Origin of the sequence: Hyphomicrobium sp. DMF-1 (genome assembly GCF_027886585.1) — a bacterium.
Taxonomy (GTDB): domain Bacteria; phylum Pseudomonadota; class Alphaproteobacteria; order Rhizobiales; family Hyphomicrobiaceae; genus Hyphomicrobium_C; species Hyphomicrobium_C zavarzinii.
Map to the genome: position 1 here is coordinate 3,179,674 of NZ_CP115706.1, position 22,170 is coordinate 3,201,843.

19 protein-coding genes and 1 tRNA gene are annotated in these 22,170 nt (G+C 63.9%); 11 read left to right on the forward strand and 9 right to left on the reverse strand.

The annotated features are described in order from the left end of the window. Window positions 1-63 precede the first annotated feature (63 nt). Window positions 64-1,827 carry a LysM peptidoglycan-binding domain-containing protein gene (locus tag PE058_RS14645; RefSeq protein WP_271028735.1) on the reverse strand — a complete coding sequence of 588 codons (1,764 nt, stop codon included), beginning with the start codon at window positions 1,825-1,827 and terminating at the stop codon, window positions 64-66. 303 nt (window positions 1,828-2,130) lie between these two features. Between PE058_RS14645 and PE058_RS14650 the strand changes: the two genes are divergently transcribed. The 3 genes from PE058_RS14650 (at window position 2,131) to PE058_RS14660 (ending at window position 3,510) form a co-directional block, all read left to right on the forward strand. Next, entirely contained in the window at window positions 2,131-2,772 is a 642-nt protein-coding gene (locus PE058_RS14650; protein ID WP_051113825.1) for a TIGR00730 family Rossman fold protein, read from the forward strand. A 155-nt stretch (window positions 2,773-2,927) separates the two neighbouring features. Further along, window positions 2,928-3,185 carry a hypothetical protein gene (locus PE058_RS14655; RefSeq protein ID WP_020086181.1) on the forward strand — a complete coding sequence of 86 codons (258 nt, stop codon included), beginning with the start codon at window positions 2,928-2,930 and terminating at the stop codon, window positions 3,183-3,185. Between the two features lie 55 nt (window positions 3,186-3,240). Next, complete coding sequence (locus PE058_RS14660) at window positions 3,241-3,510, forward strand: hypothetical protein (protein WP_271028736.1); 270 nt, start codon at window positions 3,241-3,243, stop codon at window positions 3,508-3,510. Window positions 3,511-3,614: 104 nt separating this feature from the next. Here the strand turns inward: PE058_RS14660 and efp are convergent, their stop codons facing one another. Together efp and PE058_RS14670 are read right to left on the reverse strand one after the other, a co-directional pair. Beyond that, window positions 3,615-4,184 carry an elongation factor P gene (gene efp / locus PE058_RS14665; RefSeq protein WP_026868070.1) on the reverse strand — a complete coding sequence of 190 codons (570 nt, stop codon included), beginning with the start codon at window positions 4,182-4,184 and terminating at the stop codon, window positions 3,615-3,617. A gap of 183 nt (window positions 4,185-4,367) precedes the next feature. Then, a complete protein-coding gene (locus PE058_RS14670) occupies window positions 4,368-5,111 on the reverse strand; it encodes a hypothetical protein (RefSeq protein ID WP_271028737.1) in 744 nt (247 codons plus the stop codon). A 186-nt stretch (window positions 5,112-5,297) separates the two neighbouring features. On the opposite strand from PE058_RS14670, the gene epmA reads away from it, so the two are divergent. The 3 genes from epmA to PE058_RS14685 are packed head-to-tail and all read left to right on the forward strand — an operon-like array spanning window position 5,298 to window position 7,923. Next, on the forward strand, window positions 5,298-6,347 hold the full coding sequence (epmA, locus tag PE058_RS14675) for an EF-P lysine aminoacylase EpmA (RefSeq protein WP_271028738.1): 1,050 nt from the start codon (window positions 5,298-5,300) through the stop codon (window positions 6,345-6,347). Between the two features lie 44 nt (window positions 6,348-6,391). Beyond that, window positions 6,392-6,880: a GFA family protein gene (locus tag PE058_RS14680; RefSeq protein WP_271028739.1), complete on the forward strand. Its 489-nt coding sequence runs from the start codon at window positions 6,392-6,394 to the stop codon at window positions 6,878-6,880. Further along, window positions 6,877-7,923, forward strand: a complete 1,047-nt coding sequence (locus tag PE058_RS14685; protein WP_040498313.1) for a lysine-2,3-aminomutase-like protein — start codon at window positions 6,877-6,879, stop codon at window positions 7,921-7,923. Before PE058_RS14680 ends, PE058_RS14685 begins: the two co-directional genes overlap by 4 nt. A gap of 382 nt (window positions 7,924-8,305) precedes the next feature. Here the strand turns inward: PE058_RS14685 and PE058_RS14690 are convergent, their stop codons facing one another. Next, window positions 8,306-8,680: a DUF6980 family protein gene (locus PE058_RS14690; RefSeq protein ID WP_026868069.1), complete on the reverse strand. Its 375-nt coding sequence runs from the start codon at window positions 8,678-8,680 to the stop codon at window positions 8,306-8,308. A 212-nt stretch (window positions 8,681-8,892) separates the two neighbouring features. Here PE058_RS14690 and PE058_RS14695 point away from each other — a divergent pair, with 212 nt between their 5' ends. The 3 genes from PE058_RS14695 to PE058_RS14705 all read left to right on the forward strand — a co-directional run bounded on the left by PE058_RS14695 (window position 8,893) and on the right by PE058_RS14705 (window position 12,349). Beyond that, window positions 8,893-11,025 carry a molybdopterin-containing oxidoreductase family protein gene (locus PE058_RS14695; RefSeq protein WP_020086173.1) on the forward strand — a complete coding sequence of 711 codons (2,133 nt, stop codon included), beginning with the start codon at window positions 8,893-8,895 and terminating at the stop codon, window positions 11,023-11,025. Between the two features lie 182 nt (window positions 11,026-11,207). After that, window positions 11,208-11,567, forward strand: coding sequence for a hypothetical protein (locus tag PE058_RS14700; protein ID WP_020086172.1), 360 nt, complete (start codon window positions 11,208-11,210; stop codon window positions 11,565-11,567). Window positions 11,568-11,680: 113 nt separating this feature from the next. Continuing rightward, window positions 11,681-12,349 (forward strand): hypothetical protein, encoded by a 669-nt coding sequence (locus PE058_RS14705; protein WP_271028740.1) that lies wholly within the window; start codon window positions 11,681-11,683, stop codon window positions 12,347-12,349. Between the two features lie 13 nt (window positions 12,350-12,362). Here PE058_RS14705 and PE058_RS14710 read toward each other — a convergent pair whose 3' ends face one another. Beyond that, window positions 12,363-12,749 (reverse strand): DsrE/DsrF/DrsH-like family protein, encoded by a 387-nt coding sequence (locus tag PE058_RS14710; protein ID WP_020086170.1) that lies wholly within the window; start codon window positions 12,747-12,749, stop codon window positions 12,363-12,365. A 142-nt stretch (window positions 12,750-12,891) separates the two neighbouring features. Further along, window positions 12,892-15,258: an efflux RND transporter permease subunit gene (locus tag PE058_RS14715; RefSeq protein ID WP_271028741.1), complete on the reverse strand. Its 2,367-nt coding sequence runs from the start codon at window positions 15,256-15,258 to the stop codon at window positions 12,892-12,894. A gap of 198 nt (window positions 15,259-15,456) precedes the next feature. Here PE058_RS14715 and PE058_RS14720 point away from each other — a divergent pair, with 198 nt between their 5' ends. Both PE058_RS14720 and PE058_RS14725 read left to right on the forward strand, forming a co-directional pair. Beyond that, window positions 15,457-15,708: a sulfurtransferase TusA family protein gene (locus tag PE058_RS14720; protein WP_020086168.1), complete on the forward strand. Its 252-nt coding sequence runs from the start codon at window positions 15,457-15,459 to the stop codon at window positions 15,706-15,708. A gap of 214 nt (window positions 15,709-15,922) precedes the next feature. After that, window positions 15,923-15,997: transfer RNA gene (locus tag PE058_RS14725), tRNA-Val, on the forward strand. 196 nt (window positions 15,998-16,193) lie between these two features. On the opposite strand, the gene PE058_RS14730 is transcribed toward PE058_RS14725, so the two are convergent. The 3 genes from PE058_RS14730 to PE058_RS14740 all read right to left on the reverse strand — a co-directional run bounded on the left by PE058_RS14730 (window position 16,194) and on the right by PE058_RS14740 (window position 22,142). After that, window positions 16,194-17,981 carry a sulfatase-like hydrolase/transferase gene (locus tag PE058_RS14730; protein ID WP_271028742.1) on the reverse strand — a complete coding sequence of 596 codons (1,788 nt, stop codon included), beginning with the start codon at window positions 17,979-17,981 and terminating at the stop codon, window positions 16,194-16,196. A 404-nt stretch (window positions 17,982-18,385) separates the two neighbouring features. Then, on the reverse strand, window positions 18,386-19,771 hold the full coding sequence (locus tag PE058_RS14735; RefSeq protein ID WP_271028743.1) for a PepSY-associated TM helix domain-containing protein: 1,386 nt from the start codon (window positions 19,769-19,771) through the stop codon (window positions 18,386-18,388). A 58-nt stretch (window positions 19,772-19,829) separates the two neighbouring features. After that, a complete protein-coding gene (locus PE058_RS14740) occupies window positions 19,830-22,142 on the reverse strand; it encodes a TonB-dependent receptor (RefSeq protein WP_271028744.1) in 2,313 nt (770 codons plus the stop codon). Window positions 22,143-22,170 lie beyond the last annotated feature (28 nt).

The following is a 22,170-nucleotide window of genomic DNA, read 5'->3' on the forward strand; positions in this document are numbered from 1 at the left end:
AGGCAGGCGGGACACTTACCCGGTTTATGCGCGGGTGGCCAGCCGCCCGCCCCTCGCCGGCCATCAGGTGCGCGGAAGGCGCAGCTTCTGGCAGGGATAGACGCGATGAGGGTGGCGTATACGCTTGCCGTTCGCGCCCACGATCGAGGCGTATCGCGAGCCCTTCTTCAGGGCGCGACGCGAGATGCTCCAGAGCGTCTCGCCGCGCTTGACGACGTAGAGCCGCTTCTTTCGCGATCGCGCCGAATTCTTGCCTTTACACTTGTGAGTTACCGCGTAGCGGCGCGACTGGCGGACGCCTGCCCGCTCGCTTTTGCGCGCCGGGCGGACATTCGTTTTGTGCGAAGCGGCCTTACGGCGCGGCAAGACATCGGCAACGCGGGCTTCGGCAAATTTCGAACGGGTGGAAGGCTCTGACGTTGTTGGGGCCGAGCGGCCCGTCTCACTCCTCGTGTGCTGCTCCGCTGCGATCCTGGCGTCGGCGATGCGCTTTTCCTCCGCAGCCTTCGCCTCCGCTGCTTTGCGTTCTGCTTCTTTGCGTGCGTCCTCGGCTTGCTGCGCTTCCTCGGCCTTGCGGGACTCTTCCGCCTTTCTCGCCTGCTCGGCGGCGGCGGCCTCGGCGAGACGCTTCTCCTCGGCAGCTTTCCGCTCGGCTTCCGCCTTGCGCACTTCCTCGGCCTTGCGGGCCTCTTCCGCCTTTCTCGCCTGCTCGGCGGCGGCGGCGGCCTCGGCGAGACGCTTCTCCTCGGCAGCCTTCCGCTCGGCTTCCGCCTTGCGCGCTTCCTCGGCCTTGCGGGCCTCTTCCGCCTTTCTCGCCTGCTCGGCGGCGGCGGCTTCGGCGAGACGTTTCTCCTCGGCAGCTTTCCGCTCGGCTTCCGCCTTACGCGCTTCCTCGGCCTTGCGGGCCTCTTCCGCGCGCGCCTGCTCGGCGGCGGCCTCGGCGAGACGTTTCTCCTCGGCAGCCTTCCGCTCGGCTTCCGCCTTACGCGCTTCCTCGGCCTTGCGGGCCTCTTCCGCGCGCGCCTGCTCCGCCTCGGCGGTCTTCAGGGCGTCCTCGGCGTTCCGGGCAGCTTCCTGGGCCAGCCTTTCCTGTTCCCTCTGAGCCTTCTGGGCCTCCTCGGCCTTGCGCGCGGTCTCGGCTTTCTCAAACGCCTCCAATTTGGCGAGGCCGTCAGAGATCCGCTGATCGAGATCACGCTTGATCTGCTCGAGCTCCTTCTTGCGGGCTTCTGCGCGTTTGCGCTCGGCTTCGGCGGGGCTATCGCCCATCGCTCCTGGCGCTGCCGCCGCCTCACGCGCCGCCGCCGCGGCTGCTGCGTCAGCCCGTGCAACCGCGTCCTTCCACTCCGCCTCGGCCCGGCGGCGTGCCTCGACGAATTCCTTGGCGTCGCGGGCAGACTGATCACCAGCGAGGCGATTTGTGAGATCGGGCGGCGGGAGACCCGCGACCTGATAGGCGCGCTCGATCCAATAAGACACGTAGCCCAGCGCGGCCGCGATTCCGGTGCGCAGGACATCGTAGGCCTTGGCGGAGTAGCTTTGCGGGGGCTGTCCGGACGACACTGCCCCAGTTTCACGCGGCACCGACAGCTTGTCTGCGACATCGGCCTGATAGGCATGCGCCGCGCGCTCCAGCCATTCGGTCAGCGCTTCGGGCAGAACGCTTTTGGGCTCAGGCGCGCTACGCGTCTCGGCGCCCTTGGTCTCTGCGGTGTCTGAGTTATCTGACGGCTTTGCCGACCCGGCTGCGGCGATGCCTGGCGCCATGCATCCAAGCAAAGCAGCGGCCGAGATCGCGGCCAGCCTTCCGGGTTGCCTATCCAGCATCGACGCACTCACTCCGGCACTCCACTCATGCCCACGGGCTCCCGTCCGCGGGCTTACCCCCAGGTTAGGCCATTCCAGGGGGGCGGGGTCAACGAACTTCCGGTCTTTGCTTAAGCCCGACCGCAAGTTAACGCCGCATCCTCAGTCCCGGTCGCCGGCCCCTATTGGCAGACAGTCACCGGAACGCCATCTAAATGGAACAGACCATGTTCTAGGTCCGTATCTTATCCGTATTAAGGAAACGACTTGAAAAGCCCTTCAGAAACAAACATTACCCCACTCAAACCTGTCGACATCCAGCGCGTGAGAAAGGACGAGCAGACGACGAATGGCGCCGCTGTTTCGTCCTCCAGGGCGCTGCGGAACGTCTGCGTCTACTGCGGGTCCGGCGTGGGTGAGAACCCGATCTATGCCGAGGCCGCGCACACGCTGGGGCGGGCCCTGGGAGAAAACGGCATCGGCCTCGTCTATGGCGGCGGCGGTCTCGGCCTCATGGGCGAGGTTGCGCGCGCGGCGCTGGCGGCGGGCGGCAGCGTGACCGGCATCATTCCCGAGTTCCTCACCGTTCGCGAGCACATGCTGCGCGAGGTAACCGATCTCATCGTCACGCGGGACATGCACGAGCGCAAACGGCAGATGTACGAAAGGTCCGATGCGTTCGTGGCGCTGCCCGGCGGCATCGGCACGCTCGAGGAGCTGGTGGAGCAGCTCACCTGGTCGCAGCTCGGCCAGCACAGCAAGCCCATCGTCGTGGCCAACATCGCGGACTTCTGGACGCCGTTCCTGAACCTCCTCGCACATATGCGCAAGGAAGCCTTCATCCGTCCGGGGCTCGAGGTCCGCTTCGGCGTCGTCACCCAGGCGAGCGAGATCGTGCCGCGCGTTCAGAGCCTGTTTGCCGAAAGCGTGGGCGAGCACAAGCCCTCGACGCTCATCAAATTCTGAGGGCTTAGCCCCTCTTTCAGCCCCTATTTTACGGGCTTTCTCGGCGTGCCTCGCACGGCTGCGACAGGGTGCGACCCCGGTCCCCCTTCCCCACCTTCCGATGGCCCCATTTGGGGTTCATCCATGACGACGGTAGATTTCGTCTGGAGGTGCCGATGCGTACTTTCGCTCTCCTCTCCGCCCTTCTGCTTCTCGCCGGACCGCTCGGGGGCACACAATCGTTTGCCATTCCCTCGGCCCCCGACAATCCAGCGCTGGCATTCGACGACGAATATGGCGGGGGCGCCTACGACGACGATGGCGGATCGGCCGATCTCGATGATCCGGACGGTGACGGCGACGACGAGGATGCCCGCGGCCCTCGCGACGACGAGTGGGACGCCGAGGATACGGACCAAGGCATCCGAACCTAATCGGCGGCTGGCGCGTTTATGCATGACAGTCGACATTCACCCTGGAGGTGATGCGGTGCCGTATTCATTCATGCTCGCCGCTCTGATGACCGTCAGCGTCTTGTTTATGGTGTCGCACGACGCTCATGCCGGGCGAAAAGATCAGGCTCAGGCCGTTTCTGCCTACGGCGAGACCTATGACCTGCACGGACGCGTGAGCCGCTCCTATGAGCCGAGGCGCGCCCACCGGAAGCACCATGCCCACAAGCGGGTCAAGCGCGATCGCTCCTACGCCTATCCGAATAGCCCGTGGGGTCCGTTCCCGGGGCCGCCCGGATTATTCTAACGGCGCCAGGCCGGGCCAACCTGTCCGCGCCAGCTTCGCCCACAAAAAAGCGCGCCCGAGCACTGCTCCGGGCGCGCTTCTCGTTTCACCGACGATCGTTCCGATCAGTCCTTTGCGCGCTCAACGTAAGAGCCGTCAGCCGTCATGACGACGACGCGCGTGCCGCTGCCGATGTGCGGGGGCACCATGATACGCGCGCCGTTGGAGAGCTTGGCGGGCTTGTAGGAGGAGGACGCGGTCTGGCCCTTCACGACGGGATCCGCCTCGACGATCTCGAGGACGACGCGGGCGGGCAGCTCGATGGCGATCGGATTGCCTTCGAACATCGAAATCGTGCAGGTCATGCCTTCCTGGAGCCAGATGGCCTGATCACCCAGCACCTCCTTCGAGACCGGGATCTGGTCGAAGGTTTCGGGCTGCATGAAGTTGAAACCCATCTCGTCCTCGTAGAGGTAGTTGTAGTCCTTCTCCTCGAGGTAGGCGCGCTCGACCTGGTCGGTGGTGCGGTAGCGCTCGGTCACCTTCACGCCATCGGCGATGCGACGCATTTCGAGATGCGTGACGGGCGTGCCCTTACCCGGATGGATATTCTCCGCCGAGATGACGACGGCGAGCTTGCCGTCGAGATCGAGAACATTGCCCTTACGAATCGAGCTGGCGATCACTTTAACCACGGTCTTCTCCCATGAATTCAGATCGTGCCCGGCGGAAACCACGAAAGCTGCCTCGCGGCAGCTCGCCATACGTCCGTGCAGGGCAGGAAATATGGGCGCTCTCATACTCTGTATCGGGTGAGAGGCCAAGGGCCGATGCGTTAAGACGGCAATCGGCCCCCGATCCGGGGAGCTGGACCCGCGTCAGCCGAAAAGGCTCGCTATCCCGTGCCACAGGCGGCGCGCGCCATAGCCGATGAGCACGCTGACGCTCAGAATAGCCACCTGCAGGCCAACCTGTCGCACCGGGCCGATGGCGTTGAACTGGTCCTGAACCGCCTGCGCGGGACCGGCGGCCTGTTGAAGAAGAATGAAAAAATCGAGCCCGAACAACAGGGCGACCACTGCCATGAAAATGAGCAGCGTGGTCACGAAGCCGGAATGGAGGATGCCCTTCCAGATCCAGCCCGCGCTGATGCCGAGGGCGATCATGATGGGCGCGACGACCACGCTGCCGAACACGCCGATGCCGAGCGCAAGGCACTTTCCGAAATCACCGCCCTCGGGCGAATGGCCGAGCATCACGCACGTGCTGCCCATGCCGAAGCCCGTGAGCCAGCTGATCAGCTCGATGATCACGAACAGCACGAGAGCCGTCACAAAGGCCGTGCCGAGCAGGTTTGCGCTGCCGGAGGGCGGCGCGGTGGCGGCGGCCTGCACCTTCCTGCGCGAGAAGGCGCGGCGGGACAGATCGAACAGGGGGACCGTCAGCACATAGATGAGGTTCTTGAGGGCATCGAGCGCACCTCCGAGATTGCCCTCCTGCGGAAGCGCGCTCAGCCCCACGCCCGCCGCCACGGCGAACACGAGGGTGAAGGCTGCGGCCCACAAGGTCGGCGCGTCGAGCGTCGCGGTCAGTGTCGCGGTGTCGGATTGGGTAGCGGTCATGCGATCCCCCTTCGGTTGCGGCCCGCCCTGCCGGCGAAGGTTAATCAGGGCTTCACCACAGCCGCAAGGTGGCCGGAACCCAACAAACACACCTTTCCGGAAATCGGCTTGAGGGGACCCTTCCCGCCTCGATATGGTGCCGGCGCGTCATCCTGCGATGCGCCCCATTTCGAGGATTGCCAGACCATGTCCGCCCCCTCCCCCTGGTGGGATCACGATCGCCACCGGGACCGCCGGCCATGGCTCATTTTGCGCAATCGCATCAAGGCCGCGATCCGGGCTTGGTTCGAGGCGCAAGGCTTCGTGGAGGTCGATCCGCTGGCGCTCGCCGTGTCGCCCGGCAACGAGACGCATCTGCACGCCTTCGCCACGGAGCAGATCGGCACCGCACTCGACCGGCGGCGCCTCTACCTGCACACCTCGCCCGAATTCGCCATGAAGAAGCTTCTGGCGGCAGGCGAGGACAAGATCTTCACCTTCGCCTCCGTTTACCGGAACCGCGAGCGCGGGGCGCTTCACAGCCCCGAGTTCACGATGCTCGAATGGTACAGGGCGGGCGCGCCGTACACGGCCTTGTGGGACGATTGCGCGACTATCCTCTCGCTTGCCGCGGAAATCTCTCAGAATGCCGCCTGGACGTTCCGCGGACGCGATGCCGAGATTGGTGCGGGCCTCGACCGCATCACGCTCGACGAAGCGTTTCAGCGCTATGCGGGTTTCGCCCTGCTCGACACCTGCCGCGGCGGCAAACCCGATCGCGATGCTCTGGCAGCGCGCGCGCAGGCCGCCGGCATCCGCATCGCGCCGGACGACACCTGGCCGGACATCTTCTCACGCGTGCTCGTCGAGAAGATCGAGCCGGTGCTGGGTTCTCCGCGCCCGACGATCCTTGCCGAGTATCCCGCGCCGGAAGCCGCCCTCGCGCGCACCGTTCCGGATCGTCCGGAAGTGGCGGAGCGGTTTGAGCTCTACGTCTCGGGTGTGGAGCTCGCGAACGGCTTTGGAGAGCTCGGCGACGCGAGCGAGCAGCGCCGCCGCCTCGCGCACGAGATGGACGAGAAGGCGCGGATCTACGGCGAGCGCTATCCGTTGGATGAGGATTTCCTGGCGGCGCTTCCGCACATGCCGCCCGCGTCCGGCTGCGCGCTCGGCTTCGAGCGTCTCGTCATGCTGGCGGCCGGAGCGACGCAGGTGGATCAGGTGATCTGGACACCGCTCGCCGATGAGAGCAAGTAGGGTTTCCCGGCTCCATCAGGCGCGGGGTAGCCACGGAGAGACCCATGAGCGAGGCCCATAGCGGCGGGTGCCAGTGCGGCGCGGTGCGCTACCGCATCGACGGACCGCTCGGCCGCGCGGGCATCTGTCATTGCCGCATGTGCCAGAAGGCGTTCGGCTCCTGGGGCGCCGCGCTTGTGTCAGTGGAGATCGCTGCGCTCTCGTGGACACGCGGCCGGCCCGCCGAGTTCCGCTCCTCGCCGCGTGTCGCGCGCGGCTTCTGCAAGGAGTGCGGCACCCCGCTCTACATGCAGGAGGACGGCTGGCAGAGTTATGACATCGCGATCGGCTCGCTGGACAATCCGGAGGAGGCGCCGCCCTCGGAGCAGGTGGGCATCGAGAGCAAGCTCTCGTGGTTCGACGGACTGCCTTCACTGCCCGCCCACTCGACCGCGGAAGATCGAACGCCGGAAGATCTCGCCAAGCTCACCACGCGCCAGCATCCCGATCACGACACGGCAAGCTGGCCGCCGCTGACATGGCCGCCCGCATGACCCGGTTGCGTCACACTCTCCGGACGGCAACGGACCTCGTGGAGGCCGGGCTAGCGCCCGCCGAGGCGGAGGCCGATCTCGCCCGCGTCGGCGCGCGCTATGCCATCGCCCTCACGCCCGCTGTCGCCGAGCTGATCGACGCCAAGGCGCCTCTGGATCCGATCGCGCTGCAGTTCGTGCCCGATGTTCGCGAGCTGGATACGCGGCCGGAGGAGCGTGCCGATCCCATCGGCGATCACGCAAAGAGCCCGGTGAAGGGGATCGTGCATCGCTACCCCGATCGCGTGCTGCTCAAGATCGTCGGCGTGTGCCCGGTCTATTGCCGTTTCTGCTTCCGCCGCGAGATGGTGGGCCCGGCAGCCGAGGCCAATCTCTCCCAGGAGGAAATCGACGACGCACTCGCCTACATCCGCGCGCATCCCGAAATCTGGGAGGTGATCCTCACCGGCGGCGATCCGTTCGTGATGAGCCCGCGGCGCATCGAGGCGATCACGCTGGCGCTCTCCGCGATCGATCACGTGAAGATCGTGCGCTGGCACACGCGCGTGCCGGTGGTGGCGCCGGAGCGGGTGACTGCGGAGCTGGTCGCCGCGCTTCGCGCACCGAGAAAAACGGTCTACGTCGCGCTGCACGCCAATCATCCGCGCGAGCTGACCGGCGCGGCGCGCGACGCCATCGCGCGGCTCGTCGATGCGGGCATTCCACTCGTCAGCCAGTCGGTGCTGCTGCGCGGCGTCAACGATACCGTCGAGACGCTCGAAGCGCTCATGCGCGCCTTCGTGGAAGCCCGCGTGAAGCCCTACTATCTGCATCACGGCGACCTGGCGCCCGGGACGTCGCATTTCCGGACGAGCGTGGCCGAGGGACAAGCGCTGATGCGCGGTTTGCGCCAGCGCCTATCGGGGCTCGCGATGCCCACCTATGTGCTCGATATCCCGGGCGGCTTCGGGAAGGTGCCGGTGGGCCCTGCCTATCTCGACGGCGACGTGGTGGCGGATCCGAGCGGGAGCCTCCATCTTACCGACGGCTCGTGCGCGCCCTAGGGCGTTTTGCGATCGGATGGAGCCGGATCGCGCGCTCTATATTTTTGATTTGCCGCATTTTCTTGAGACGAACTGGCATCCACTTGGTCGGAAAATGCGCTAGCGCGCCACTCCCCGATCGCGGAGCGGCGATATGCGGTCACGCGGCTGGACTCCAGCCTTCGCCGGAGTGACGGAGGCTTTGGGAAAACCGGCTCAGCGCACACGCGGCGTCATCCCGGCAGAGGCGGGATCCAGGCGCGTCGAAGCGAAGGCAGTTGCGCTTCGGCCGGTTTGCGCGCCGTAGACTGATCTCTCCGCGGTGCGTCACGGCTGCCCTTGGAGGCGGCCATCCAGGGGCCAATTGCAGAGAGGTGCACACGGCAAACCTGGGCTCTAAGCCTCATGTGCGGCGGCGCCAAGCGCCCGTGAGGTATTCGGGCGGCAGGGTCTCGTCCGTGTAGCCCTTGGCCTCCGTCTCCTCGAACCAGCGATCACGCTGACTTTCCGGCAGGCGCACCCCGCACCACGGGCAGCAAGCGATCAGCACGTAGGACGCGCCGCCGTCATGCACGACGAGACCGAACTCGTCGAACGTCTCGTTATAGACGATGAGACTGTCCGCGCAGTCGAACGGATCTGCATGCTGCGCGCAGGTGAACGCGAGTGCCGCCGACATTGCAGCGCAGCACAAGACGGCCGCCTCTGTGGGCGGCGTCCACGGCACATGCAACGGCATCCAGAGAACACGTCTCCCGGGAAAGAGCTCAGACGACATCCGCTATATCTTTAGAGTCATTACGAGATGATGATCGCGGCATTTCTCATTGAATACGCAGACTTTTTTATCTTTTTCACATCCTAAACAAGATGGTTGATGGTTTCCGCGCCCGATGTCAGAGTGTCGCACCACAAGAACAGAGACCGGCGCCCTCCGGAAGAGGGGTTCGAACGACCGGATCCAAAAAAAATTGCGACGGAGGACGCAGAATGAACGAGCAATTGAAGCCCGAAGTGTTTCACGGAGCCTGCCCCCACGATTGTCCCGATACCTGCTCGATGGATTACCTCGTGCAAGACGGCAAGCTGGTAGAGGTTCGCGGCAAGAAATCCCATCCGATGACGCGCGGCGGGCTCTGCGTCAAACTCAAGGACTTCCACGATCATCATGTCAACCCGGACCGGCTGCTCTATCCGCTGCGCCGCTCGGGACCCAAGGGCTCGAAGCAGTTCGAACGCATCACCTGGGACGAGGCCATCGCGGAGATCGGCAAACGCTGGCGCGAAATCATCGCCACCTACGGCAGCCAGGCCATCATGCCCTATAGCTATCTCGGCAACATGGGCCTCGTGCAAGGCATCAACTCGGGCGATCCATTCTTCAACAAGCTCGGCTCTACCGTGAACGAGAAGACGTTCTGCGCATCGGGCTCATCGACGGCGTGGCTGCTCACCGTGGGGCCGACCGGCGCGGTCGATCCGGAGAGCTTCGTGCACTCCCGCTACATCGTCATCTGGGCGTGCAACTCGATCTCCACCAATCTCCATCACTGGCCGTTCGTGCTCGAGGCGCAGAAGCGCGGCGCGAAAGTCGTGGTCATCGATTCCTACAAGTCACGCACCGCGAAAGCCGGCGACTGGCACATCTGCCCGAAGCCCGGGACGGACGGCGCACTCGCCATGGGTTTCATCAACTCCATCATCCAGCAGGGACTCGTCGATCAGGACTACGTCGACAAATACACGCACGGCTATCCGGAGCTGCGCGAGCGGGCGGCAGAGTTCACGCCCGAATACGTGGAGAAGATCACGGGTGTTAAGGCGGCGGATATCGCGCGCTTCGCCCACGAGTTCGCAACGGCACAACCTTCCGTGATCCGTCTCGGGGTCGCGCTCGAGCGCAGCGCGGGCGGCGGCCAGGCGATCCGTGCCGCCTGCTGCCTCCCTGCGCTCGTGGGCTCCTGGCGCCACGTGGGCGGCGGCCTTCTGCAGATGCCGCTGTGGGACTTCCCCGTCGATTGGGTGAAGGCTGCGCGCCCCGATTGGATCAAGCCGGGCACGCGCGTCGTCAACAACCTGCGCCTCGGCGCGGCGCTCACTGGCGAGATGCAGCTCGATCCGCCGATCAAGAGCCTGTTCGTGTTCTGCACGAATCCCGTGAGCCAGGCGCCGGAAACCAACAAGATCGTCGAGGGCCTCAAGCGCGAGGACCTGTTCACGGTGGTCTCCGAGCACTTCCTCACCGACACGGCGAAGTATGCCGACATCGTGCTGCCTGCCGCGATGGCGGGCGAAGCCGAGGACATGATGTGGTCGTGGGGGCACTTCTACTTTACGTACAATCAGAAGGCGATCGATCCGCCGGGCGAGTGCAAGCCGACCAGCGACATGTGGAGACTGCTCGCGAAGGAGATGGGCTTCGACGATCCCGTCTTCAAAATGACGGATAGCGAGCTCTGCGCCGAGTACATCCAATGGGCCGATCCCAAGATGGGCGGCATCGACATGGAGTACTTCAAGACGCACGGGTACTACAAAGTGGACGTGGGATCGGCGGATACGCGCACGCCCCACGCAGAAGGCAAATTCCCGACGCCGTCAGGCAAGTGCGAATTCCTGCTGCACGACGCAAAGAACTTCGTCGCGGGCCCGTTCCGCGCGATGTACGACGGCGAGCAGTCGGGCGAGCCGGTCGATCCGCTGCCGGGCTATGTGCCGGCACGCGAACGGCCCGAGACGAACCCCGAGCGCGCCAAGCTCTACTCGCTCAACATCATCTCACCCAAGAGCCACGGGTTCCTCAACTCGTGCTACGCCAACGAGAAGCACAAGATCAAAGGACAGGGCGAACAGTTCGTGATGGTGAGCCCGGGCGATGCCGCCAAGCGCGACATCCGCGAAGGCGATCCCGTCCGCGTCTACAACGACCGCGGCGACTTCGAGGGCGTCGCGCGCGTGACTGACGACGTGCCGGACGGCGTGGTGGTCGCGACGCTCGGATACTGGCGCTCGCTCAACCGTTCGGACGGGTCCGTCAATTGCATCTCGTCGCAGGAATGGTGCGGCCTCGGGCGTGCGCCGACCTTCTCGGACAACCTCGTCGAGGTCTGCCGCGTCAACTGACGCGGTCGACGCTTCTGTTGCAGAGGGCCGCGGAGACGCGGCCCTTTTTGCTGCGCCGCATCGTTCAGATCTGTGACAGTGCGGACACTGACCTCCGTAATTTTCCCATCTTGCGGATGGCGTTTCCGACTCGTGATAGAGCCCGCGTCCGTGACACTGAACCCTCTCACGGAGCAAATCTAATGATCCGCCCGTTCGCACGTTCGGCGCTCGCTCTTGGCCTCGCCGGAGCATTCGCCGCATTCTGCCCGGCCTTCGCGGCAGACAAGAGCTGGGAGTTCGAGGTTGTAAACAAGGGCAACTCACCCGTGATCGAGTTCCGCACGCAGGAGGAAGGCGAGTGGAGCGAGAACTGGGTTTCCAGCCGCATCGAGCCTGGTGACAAGGTCACGCTGGACTTCGAAACGGACGAAGGCAAGTGCACGGTGCGCACGCAGATCCGTTTCATCGATGGCACCTACTTCGATGCCGACGTGGACTACTGCAAGGCCAACCTCCTGGAAATCTTCCCGGATACGCTGGTCTGGAAGGCCGCCGAGTAAGGCTCGTGGCGCAGGCAGCACACCGGATCACAAATCCGTTCGCTGCCGATTGCTCATCTTCCACGGGGGCGACTAACATCGCCCCCGTTTTGTTGTGTTGCGGGGGTGATGTCATGCGTGGTGCGCGATGGGGCGCTTGCGCTCTTTTGTTGTGTTTTTCGCTCGCCACGGGTGCGCGCGCCGACGCGATCTCAGAAAATCTCAATGTCTACCGGATGAGCCCTCCGCTGGCGTCCTACACGCCGGGCACCATCGCGCGCGGACATTTCGACAAGCGCACGTTCCAGCGCACGGGTGAAAAGCTCTTGAAGCTCAACGTGGTGCGCTGCCGTCCGCCGTTCGACAAGGATGGGTTCGAGGAGAACATCGACGGGGCGCTCTTCTCGACCCACGATCAGAAGACGTTCGGCCTCTCCGCGGGCTGGGCCAACATCCTGAACGCCTCGTTCAAGGGTGCCTACGTCTCGGATGTGTCGCTGACCTTCACCGGCACGATCTACGAGTACCCCGAGGACAAGCTCAAGCAGCTTCGCCGCTCGTGCCTCGGCTCCTCCAACCCGCGCAGCGACGAGAACCGCTTTCAGTTCCAGATCGTGCGCCTCGCGGTGGGGCGGTTCGAATACAAGATCAATTACACCGCGAATGCCGACGCAGGCCTCAAGGCCAATATCGCCAATAAGTTCGCGGGTGAATTGGGCGTGAGCGGGGGGCGTGATGCGAGCGGCATCGTCACCATCCCGCGCGGGGCGATGGCCTACCCGCTGTGGCGCGAGGACTGGTGAGGCTTGCGCCTCCTCAGTAAGTGAGCACGCGGGCGTCCGTCTCCATCACCGCCTCGATCAGCGCGGCTCCGCCGACCACGCGATCACACTCGGGGATCAGATCCTCGTGGTGGATCGCGAACATGTCGAGCGCGGGCGAGCAGCAGCAGAAACGCACGCCTGCCTCATGTGCCTCGCGGATGAAGTCATAGATGCTCTTGTTCATGCCGGGCTTGAGGTGCAGTCCTTCGGCCACGCCTCGCTTCATGAGCTTGCCTGCGGTGCCTGTGCACAGCACCTCGACGTCATAGCCCATGGCGGCGGCGAGGGCGGCCTGGAAAATCGGCGCACCAAGCTCCTCGCCGTTGCGAGGATCGCTGTTGGCCATGACGATGACGAGCTTCTTCGAAGGCTTGGGCATGACGGCCTCCTCTAATCGCATAGAGGCATGGCGACCACGCCTCGTCGCTGGAACGCGATAGCTGCGCATTCGATCCCATCATTAGAACAGGATTCCAGTCGCGCCGGGAGAGGCAATCGGGATTTTACGCAAGTGCGTGGATTTATGGATTCCGGGGGAAGTAGCGGCGGAACAGGGAGACGGTCGCCGGCAGGATGACGAGCTGACCGACGAGGGACGCGAAAAGGCAAGCGGAGGCCAACTGGCCGAACAGGCGCAGCGACGGCAGGTCCGACAGCATGGTGACGCCGAGACCGAGCGTGAGCACGATGGTTGTCAGCATGACGGCGGGACCTATGTGATGGGCCGTCTGCGTCAGGGCCGCGCGCGCGCCCGCGTCGCCGGGCGGCTGACGATCCTCCTCGAGCCGGAAGCGGTTGAGGAAGTGAATGGTGGAGTCGATGGCGAGCGAGAACGCGACGGTGATGGCCACGATGGAGGCGAACTGGAGACCCTGGCCCGAATAGTAGAGCAGCGCGCCGGTGGTGAAGATCGGGAACAGCGACGGCAAGATGCTCGACACGCCGACCAGCAGGGAGCGCAGCGCCAATCCCAGGAAGATGAAGACGAGGAAGATGTCGCCGACCAGGCCCCAGGTCAGCTCGCTGATGAGGGTTGCCGAATTGCGCGCGGCGATGGCGGGAAGTCCCGTCACCGAGATCTCGAAGCCTGGATGCTGCTGGCGAACCGGCTCGAGCGCCCTGTCGATCTTCTCCACCACGGGAAGGATCTCACTCGAGTCGATGTCGGGAAGGCGCGCGGTGACGAGCACGGCGTTCTCGTCGGCGGCGATGAAGCGGCGCACGAGATGCTCCGGCAGGAGCTTCACATAGCGCTGGATGTTCTCGATGCTGGCGTCTCCGGCATCCTGGAGCCAGCGCCGCAGGCTCTCCAGCGACCACACATTGCCGAGTCCCGCCTCCTTCTCCAGCACGTCGTGCGCCTGAGCGATTACGGCAAGCGTGCCGACGTCGTACAGGGCGATGGGCGGGGGAGCACCGGGGGCTGCGCCTTCGGGACCGGCGCCTTTCCATTCGATCATCACGTGCACGGGATTGGCACCCGTCAGCTTCTGGTCGAGGCTGCCGGTCGCGGCCAGCGCCTGCTCCTTGTCCGGAACCTGATCGGCGAGGCGGTACATGGGCTTCAGGCTCATGAACGCGTGTCCGGTTCCGAGCACCGCGATCAGGCCCAGCGCCACGAACACCCGCGGACGATCGCCCACGTAACCCATCACGCCTTCGCTGAGACGCTGCAGCAGACCGACGCCCCCCTCCTCCCGCTCGTGCGGATCGACGGCGGCGGGGGCCTCTCGGCGCACGAAGATGGCGGCGAGCGTCGGCACGACGACCGCGACGGCGGTATAGGAGATTCCGACCGCCAGCAGCGCCGCGAAGCCGAACGTGCGGATCAAGGCGGACTCGGCAAAGGCGAACGAGACGATGGAAATGGCCTGGTTCATGGCCGTGAGCAGGCAAGCGGGCGCGACCTCACGCACGGCGTTGCGTGCCGCCTCGATACGATCGACGCCAGCCAGAATGTCCCGGCGGATCGCGAACACGAGATGCATGGAATCCGAGAACCCTGACACCAGGATCAGAGGCGTGATGACATTGATGAAGAGGTTCAAGCGGAAATCGAGGCCACCCAGCACGCCGAGGGTCCAGAGGATGGCGACCGTTGGGCCAAGCACCGCGATGAGCGTGAGCGAGAGGCGCCGGAAGAACAGATAGGCCACGGCAAAGCCGACCGCGAAACCGAGACCGTTGTAGACGAGCCGGTCACGCTCGACCGCGTTGCGGATCTCGAGTTGCATGACCGGCGCGCCGGTGAGCTTTGCCGCCAGCCCGGAGCCTTCGAGCTCTTTGTCGACGACCTCCTTGATGCCGGTGATCACGGTGCGCGCGGTGCGCTCCTCCACCATCTTTCGGTCTAGCGCGATGACGATCAGTGCAAGCTCGCCGTCGTCCGACAGGAACTTGCCTTTGACGATGTCGTTCTCGGCCAGCGCCCGCATCACGGCTGCGTACTCGGCCTCGTCCTGCGGCAGCTCGTCGGGCACCACGGGCGGGGCATATCCTGTGGCATCGGGAATATTGCGGGCGGACAGCATCGACACCAGGCCGCCGACGCCGTCCGTCAACTGCAGCTCCACGACGGCGTTGCGAAACTTCTCGATCTTCTCGCGCGAAAGGAGCTCCTTGCCTTCCACGACGACCAGCACGTCGTACTCGCTCGACGGGAAGCGGTGGTCGATCTCCTCGTATTTGCGGAACTCCGCCGTATCAGTCCGGAACAGCTCCGAGAGGCTGTCGTCCACCCGCAGCTTCGAGATCCCGAGGACCGCGAGCGCGCTCAGAATAGCGATGAGGAAGGCGGCAAAATAGGGGGCCTCGAGGGCGAACAATCCGAGACGATCGAGGCCGAACGAGAACAGGAACGAGCGACGCGGTGTGTCGTTGTTGGCCATGCGTTTGCCGGCCTCGGCCGGACTTCCCCCATCCGTTGCGGCGACGGCCTTCGCAAGGGCCGATTTTGCCCGCCGATCGGTCTCTTATTCCATGATTCATGCGCCGGTTTGATAGGATCTCCGGGGCACCCACAGCGTTGCAGCAATGCCTTGAATGACCTATTTTTCCGGCCGTGGACTCAGAAGGACCGCTCTGCCATGCCTCTCAGTCCGGCCGCTACATCCCTCGACGTGACTGGTCTCACCTGCCCGCTCCCCATCCTCAAGGCGCGCAAGGCGCTCTCCACGCTTCCCGCGGGGGCGCTGCTCGAGGTTCTGGCGACCGATCCCGGCTCCATCGAGGATTTCGCGGTCTTCTGCCGGGCGACGGGGCATCTCCTGATCGAGCAGACGACCTCCGGGCCCGTGCACCGTTTCCTGATCCGGAAGGCCGCCACAGACGGCGGCTGAGCCCCTGACTGCGGCGCATGCGCAGCCCCACCTTGACATGATGGGCGCACACCCCGCATAAGGGCGCCTTCCTGCGCCGGGCGCTAGGATCGTTGTTTTCGTGCTTCTTTTCGGAAATTGGCTTTACAGGCCTGCGGAAGCACTCTAGAGCCCGCGCGACGTCCGGCATGACGTCGCTTCCTGGTCCCCGTGACCGGAAAGTCGTTGCCGAGATGGGCGGTTAGCTCAGCGGGAGAGCACACGCTTCACACGCGTGGGGTCACTGGTTCAATCCCAGTACCGCCCACCATGCCCTTCGCTCAATTACATTTTTTCGGCTTGATCCTGCGCCTTATCGATCCGCCAGCGGATCGGCGCTAACGCACACCTCCTTTATGGGAGATTTTTTGGACCTACTGGCGCCCATCACCAAAGCCCCGGGGGCGCCGCGTGTCGTACCGTCAAAAGGCGCCCCGAACTTTCTGCTTCGCACGGGGTAGCCCATTCTAGAGATCCGGCCGTTCGATGGTCCAATCCACCGTTGGGATATTGGGCATCTCGCGGCCGTCGTCGGTGCCGATCTCGGCCTTGATGACACCTTCGAGCTTGCCGTTGAGCGCTGAGATCAGTTCCCCCTGCGCATCCCTCTTGTTGGCGATGTTGACCACTTCGCCGGGATCCGTCTCGAGATCGAAAATCTCGACGTCATTCCACTTGAAGAGCTCGTCGATGCTTTTGGGAGAGTTTCTTTCGAGCGGGGAGAAATAGCGGGAGAACTTGTAACGGCCGTCGAACATGGTCCGCACGCTGCCACGCTTTTTCATGTCAGGCATGTAGCCTTCCCTGATCAGCTGCACGATCGGCTTCTTTCCGGCTACTTTCGCTTCGGTGTTGATGCGGAAGATCTCGCTGTCGTTGGTGACGAGACCGCTATAGGTGAATAACACCGCGTCTCGCGTTTCGTTGACGCCTGCGCGCGCGGTGTTCGTGAATACCGGTGAGAAATCTTTGCCCGGAAGTTCGCGGCCGGCAGCCTCGCTCGCACGCTCGGAACTCGCTCCTGCCATGGAAAGCAGAGTTGGAACGAAGTCGATGTGGCTCGTGAGCGACTTGCAATCCTGCCCGCCTTTGACGTCGGGATGCACGATGTACATTGGCAGGTGCATGGTCTCCTGGTAGGCAAACGGCCCCTTGCCATGAAGGCCGTGAGAGCCCCCCGCCTCTCCGTGATCCGACGTGAACACAATGATGGTGTTGTCGGCCATACTGAGCGCTTCGAGCTCTGCGAACATGTTCGCAAGCTGCATGTCCACGGCGCGTATGCAGTTGATGTAGTAGTCGTTGAACCGCCGCCACCTCTCCTCTTCGAGGGGAATGTGGCCGAGGACATGGTCCCACATTTTGAGAAACTCGCCGTGAGCTTGCGGCCGCCCCGGCGTGTTCATCGGCTCGCGCAGACTTTTCGGCAGCGGCTCATCCCACGTCGCGCGATAGAGCGGATGGTCGGGCGCTCGCGCCGCGTGCTTCATGAGGTAGCCGGAATCCTGCACGTTCTCGCCGGGCGCATCCGTGTTGAAGTACATGACGTCATGCGGATTGACCAAGCTGACAAACAGCGCCCAGGGCTTCTGCTCGTCGTGGAGGGGGCGGCCCTTGCGACGCATCCAGGAGATGGCGCTGCCCGCAACCAGATGATCGAATTGATAGCCGCCCAGGGTATGGCCAATGATGTCACCCGGGCCAAAATAATCCGAAAAGCCATACTGCTGCATTTCGGTGGTGAGCAGCTTTTCCTCGTTGTTGTCGAAGTCCCGGTTAAGGTGCCACTTACCTTTGTAAGCCGTGTAGTACCCGAGCTTACCGAGGAGATGGCCGATCGTCGGGATCTTCGGTGAAAGATCGCCGACATACTTCATGTCGCAATTCTCGAACATGCCGTTGTCGGGCGTCGTCAGCCCCGTCATCATCACTGCGCGAGAGGACGTGCACATCGTGGCTGGACAGTAGTGATTGTGGAAAGTCACGCCCTTGTTCTGCAGCCACTCGTGACCCGGCAGGCTCAGCTTGGCCGGCCACTTCGCGCGGTATCTTTCCTGATCCGTGAAAACAAACAGGATGTTGGGCTTGGTCGATCGCTTCGCGTGAGGCGTCTTTTGAGACGCCGGCTTGGCATCGCCATTTTGCGCGATGGCCGTCCGCGGGTATCCCGAAGCCGCGAGCGCAGCGCTCAAAACTCCGGCGCCGCCTATCATGAGCTTTCGGCGGTCTACGCCGCTTTTCTTGTCGTTTGCCACGGCCTCACCTCCATTGTGCATTGCAGCGCGGAACGACCTGCAACGCCAGTTTGCAATTTACTAGGAGGACTGACAATCGACCGCTACGGTGACATCGATCAAAAATGTAACTTGGTGAGGTCTGGAGCATGCACCTCTCCGCGCATGCTACGCACTCGTTCAGCGATACAGAGGATCTGTCGAACGCTCTGAAGCATGCCAATGTCGCGGCAATGCACGTGAGCAAAGGCGGTTTCTCCGCGACGCCGAAACAGAGGAACTTCTGCGACCTGGTTTGACTGCAAAATTAGAAACTTACCGACGCCCGTTTCGCGCCGCTGCTCGCGACGGACGGGAAAGTCCGCGCTGTCGCCGCGCGAGAAGATCGAGGCGCGGTACGTAGGGCATACTGCCCCTTCGCCGCTTCAGGTTGAGTAAGCCACGCGACCGAGCACCTTGCCCGCCATCCAGTCGCCGGCCAAGACGACCACGAGAGACGCACCTGCGAGGGGAAACAAGAGCCCCAGCGCCAGCACGATCAGCGCGACCGCCCTCATGGATGTCGGCGAAACGGCCTTCGGCGCACCGAACGCGCCCTTCGGCCGCCTCTGCCACCACATATACGGCCCTGTGATCGCGAGAACGACAATCCCGATGCAAGGCACAAGCATGACGATCTGGTTGAGCCGTCCGAAATAGTTGCCCATGTGGATCTGCACGCCGAGCTCGGCCGCTTTTGCGGCAATCCCATAGTCCCGGAAGGCCACATCGCCGATCACCTTCCCGGTATATTGATCGAGGTAAAGCGTGCGCTGCCCCTCCGGCTGATCCGGATAGGTGAAGGCGGAATAGACACCGGTGGCATCCTTAGGAAAGCTGAGGCGGTATGGATCGCGCATCTCTTGCGCGGCGATGATGCGCTCGACCTCGTCGAGGCCGATGGCGGCATGACCGATCGCTTCCGATTTCGGTCCCCCCGCATGATGACCGGCGTGCGGATCGGATTGCGGCGCAGGCATTCCCTCGACCGTCCAGGGTGCCATCGCTTTACCGACGACGTCGCCCACGGTCTGCGACGTGCTGACCGGGGCGCCGTGCGCGCGAACGCTATCGGGGTATCCGATACCCGCCGCCTTCGTGGCCTGGCGGAACAAGTCACCCCAAATGGTGGCCCAGGGCAGTCCCGAAAAAATCAGAAATAGAATGAGGAACGCGGACCAAAATCCCATCGACGCATGGAGCGATTTCCAGAAGCTCCGGCCCTGGCGGCCGAACTGGGGAAACAAGACGCGGTGAAGCCGGACCTGACCGCGCGGCCACCAGAGATAGAGGCCGGTGACGGTGAGAATGATACCCCAACAGGCGGCGAGCTCGACAATTCCATCGCCGAAATCTCCCATGAGCAACGAGCCGTGCAGAAGATCCGCGATGCCTATGAGCGTCTTCGGATACACATAGGAGCCGAGCGCGTGTCCGTTCGCGGGATCGACAAACACGCGGACCGGCTCGCCCTCCGAGGGGGTCACGAACACCTGATAGGTGCGGCCGGGCGCTGTCGGCGTGTCGATGCGCGTGACCGTGCCGGCCGGGAACGCTGCGAGGGCCCCTTGCGCCACCCGGCTCAGTGGAACGGGTGCACCTTCCGCCACGGCAAAGCGCTTGTCGGCGTGGAGCGCGTCGTTGATCTCGTCGTTGAACAGATAGATCGCGCCGGTTACGGCAAGGATCAGCATGAACGGCGCGACGAAGATCCCCGCGTAGAAATGCCAACGCCACACCGAGCGATAGAGGGCCATATGGGATGATGACATCGGGCTCGCCTTCGATTGAAATCGGCGGCCCGTCACAAGGGCGGACCGCCGGGATTGCTCACCATTTGACGCTGTAAGTCACATCGAAGCTGCGCGGAGGAGCAACGTAGAGCGAGGTCTCGTTGTAATCCGCCCATTCGGCGTAGAACTCGTTCGTGAGGTTTCTGCCGCGCACCGCGAGCGTGCCGCTCCCGACATCGAACGCGATCCAGGCATCCAGCACCGTCCGCTCCTTTGCCTCATAGAGGTTCGCGTTGCTGGTGTAGAACGGTCCTACTCCGGAGAGCTGCGCGCCCACCGTCGCCGGCAGTCCCTCGAGCCGGTAGGTGGTCAGCGCCGACCAAGCCCAGGGCACGGAGTTGAGCGGGCGATTGCCGGTGAGGTCGGCGCTCGCAGTCCGCAGCTCCGTGAACTCGGCATCGATCAGCGTTCCCGACAGGGCGAGGTTCCACCTGCTTGTGAGGTCGATTGCCGCCTCCGCTTCGATGCCGCGGCTGCGCTGGCTGCCTCCCTGCACGGGAACGGCCGGGTTCGCGGGATTGCGCGTGATGATGTCGTCCTGGGTGATTTCGTACACGGAGGCGGTTGTGGTGACCCGACCGTCGAACAGCTTGGACTTGATGCCGATTTCCGCCGACGTTCCAGTCGAAAGCTCGAACTGGGAGTTGGTGAAGCTCGAGAGCATCAGCGCTGTGATGGGGACGACTGCCTCGGCATACTGTGCGAAGAGAGAGGTTCCTTCGACAATCTCATAGGTCGTTCCGATGCGCCACGTCGTGCTCTCGAAATCGTTGCCGAACTGCTGCGTCGCGCGCGTCGCCTCATTGAAGATTGTTCGATCGAGATCGATCGTCTCATAGCGGATACCGGCCGAGACCAGCCACTCACGAGTGAGGTTGATCGCGTTCTCCGCGAACACGGCTTTGGTCACGTGCTCGGTCGCCTGCTGCGTCCCGAGCGTGCCCGCCGGATAGGTGCCCCGATCCGGATCGAAGATGTCGACGCCTGGCGTGCTTCCGAAGCGGCGTGTCGATCCGAACGTGGTCTCCATGTACTCGGCGCCAGCGGCGAACCGATTGCGGAAGCCGCCCACATAGCCATCGAAGCTGAGCAGCATCCGGTCGGACCAGAACTCGTGATCGTGCGAGATGTAGCTGGTGCCGCGCGTGATCAGGCCGGCCGAATAGGTGTAGAAGTCGGCATCCTTCCACAGGCGGTCGGCGTGGTAGTAGTTGAGCTCGTTTCTGAAGGTCCAGTTGCTGGAGAGCTTGTAGTCGGCGGCGCCACGCAGCCACAGGCTCTCGGACTCCATCACGCTGTCTTCGAAATCGTAGTTCTTGTAACGAATGCTCCGGTCGAGGACGAGACCGTTGGGGCTCGAGACCGCATCGGTCGGCCTGCGCGCGACGCTGCGGTCGATGAGCGGCGTTCCGTAGTAGGCCGATATGTCATCCTTGAAGTAGTCGGCCGACGCGGTGATCTTCAGATCGTCGGTGGGCTTCAGCAGGATGTTGTTCGTGAAGCCGTACTTCTCGCTTCCTGTGTCATCGACGTAGCCGTTCGCGCCCGAAAACGTGAAGGTGGAGCGGATCGCGGCGTCGGGGCTCAGCACGATGTTGGTGCCGATGCCGGTTTGCACGGTGTCGAAGCTTCCATAGCTCACCATGGCTTCGGAGAAGCTCCGCTCGGTGGTCGCCTGCTTGGTGACGATGTTGAACGAGCCCGCCAGTCCGCTGGTGCCGGAGACGACCGAGGCCGGTCCCTTCAGCACTTCGACCCTTTCGAAGTGGAAGGAGCTGTAATCGCGAGGCAGGAAAACAGGGTCGGCGGTGCGCGAGCCGTCCACCGAGAAGCCCGTCGCCTTGTAGAAGCCGCGCGTGACCGTCGTTCCCACCTCACCCGGGTTGTTGCCGACGACGACGCCCGGAACGGTACGGAACGTCTCGACCAGCCCGCGTGCGCCCTTCTCCTCGATGTCGCGCCGGCTCACGATGTTGACGGTAGCCGGTGTCTCCTCAGGCGTCAGGCCCAGCGCGCTGCCGGTCGTGTTCTGGATCTGAAGCTTTGCGGCGGCGGCCTGTGCCGTGCCGACCTTCGGATCGTTGGCAATGTCGGAGGGAGACCGCTGCGGCTCAGTAGGCGGCTGCTCCGGCTGCGATACGGCCGTTGCGGGCGCATTTTTGCTGGCGGCAGCCTTCTTCGACTTGGCCGCCTTGTTCGTCTCGACGACGAGGGGCGGGAGATCGACAGGCTTACCGCCGGTTTCCTGCGCGGTCGCCGAGCAGAGCGGAAATGCCGAGAACACGATGGACAAGGATGGCAGGCTGACCGCGAGGGCCTTGCTTGCGCGGCTCGGATGAAGCTTGGTCATGATGCAACTCGAGATGTTTATCAGCCGC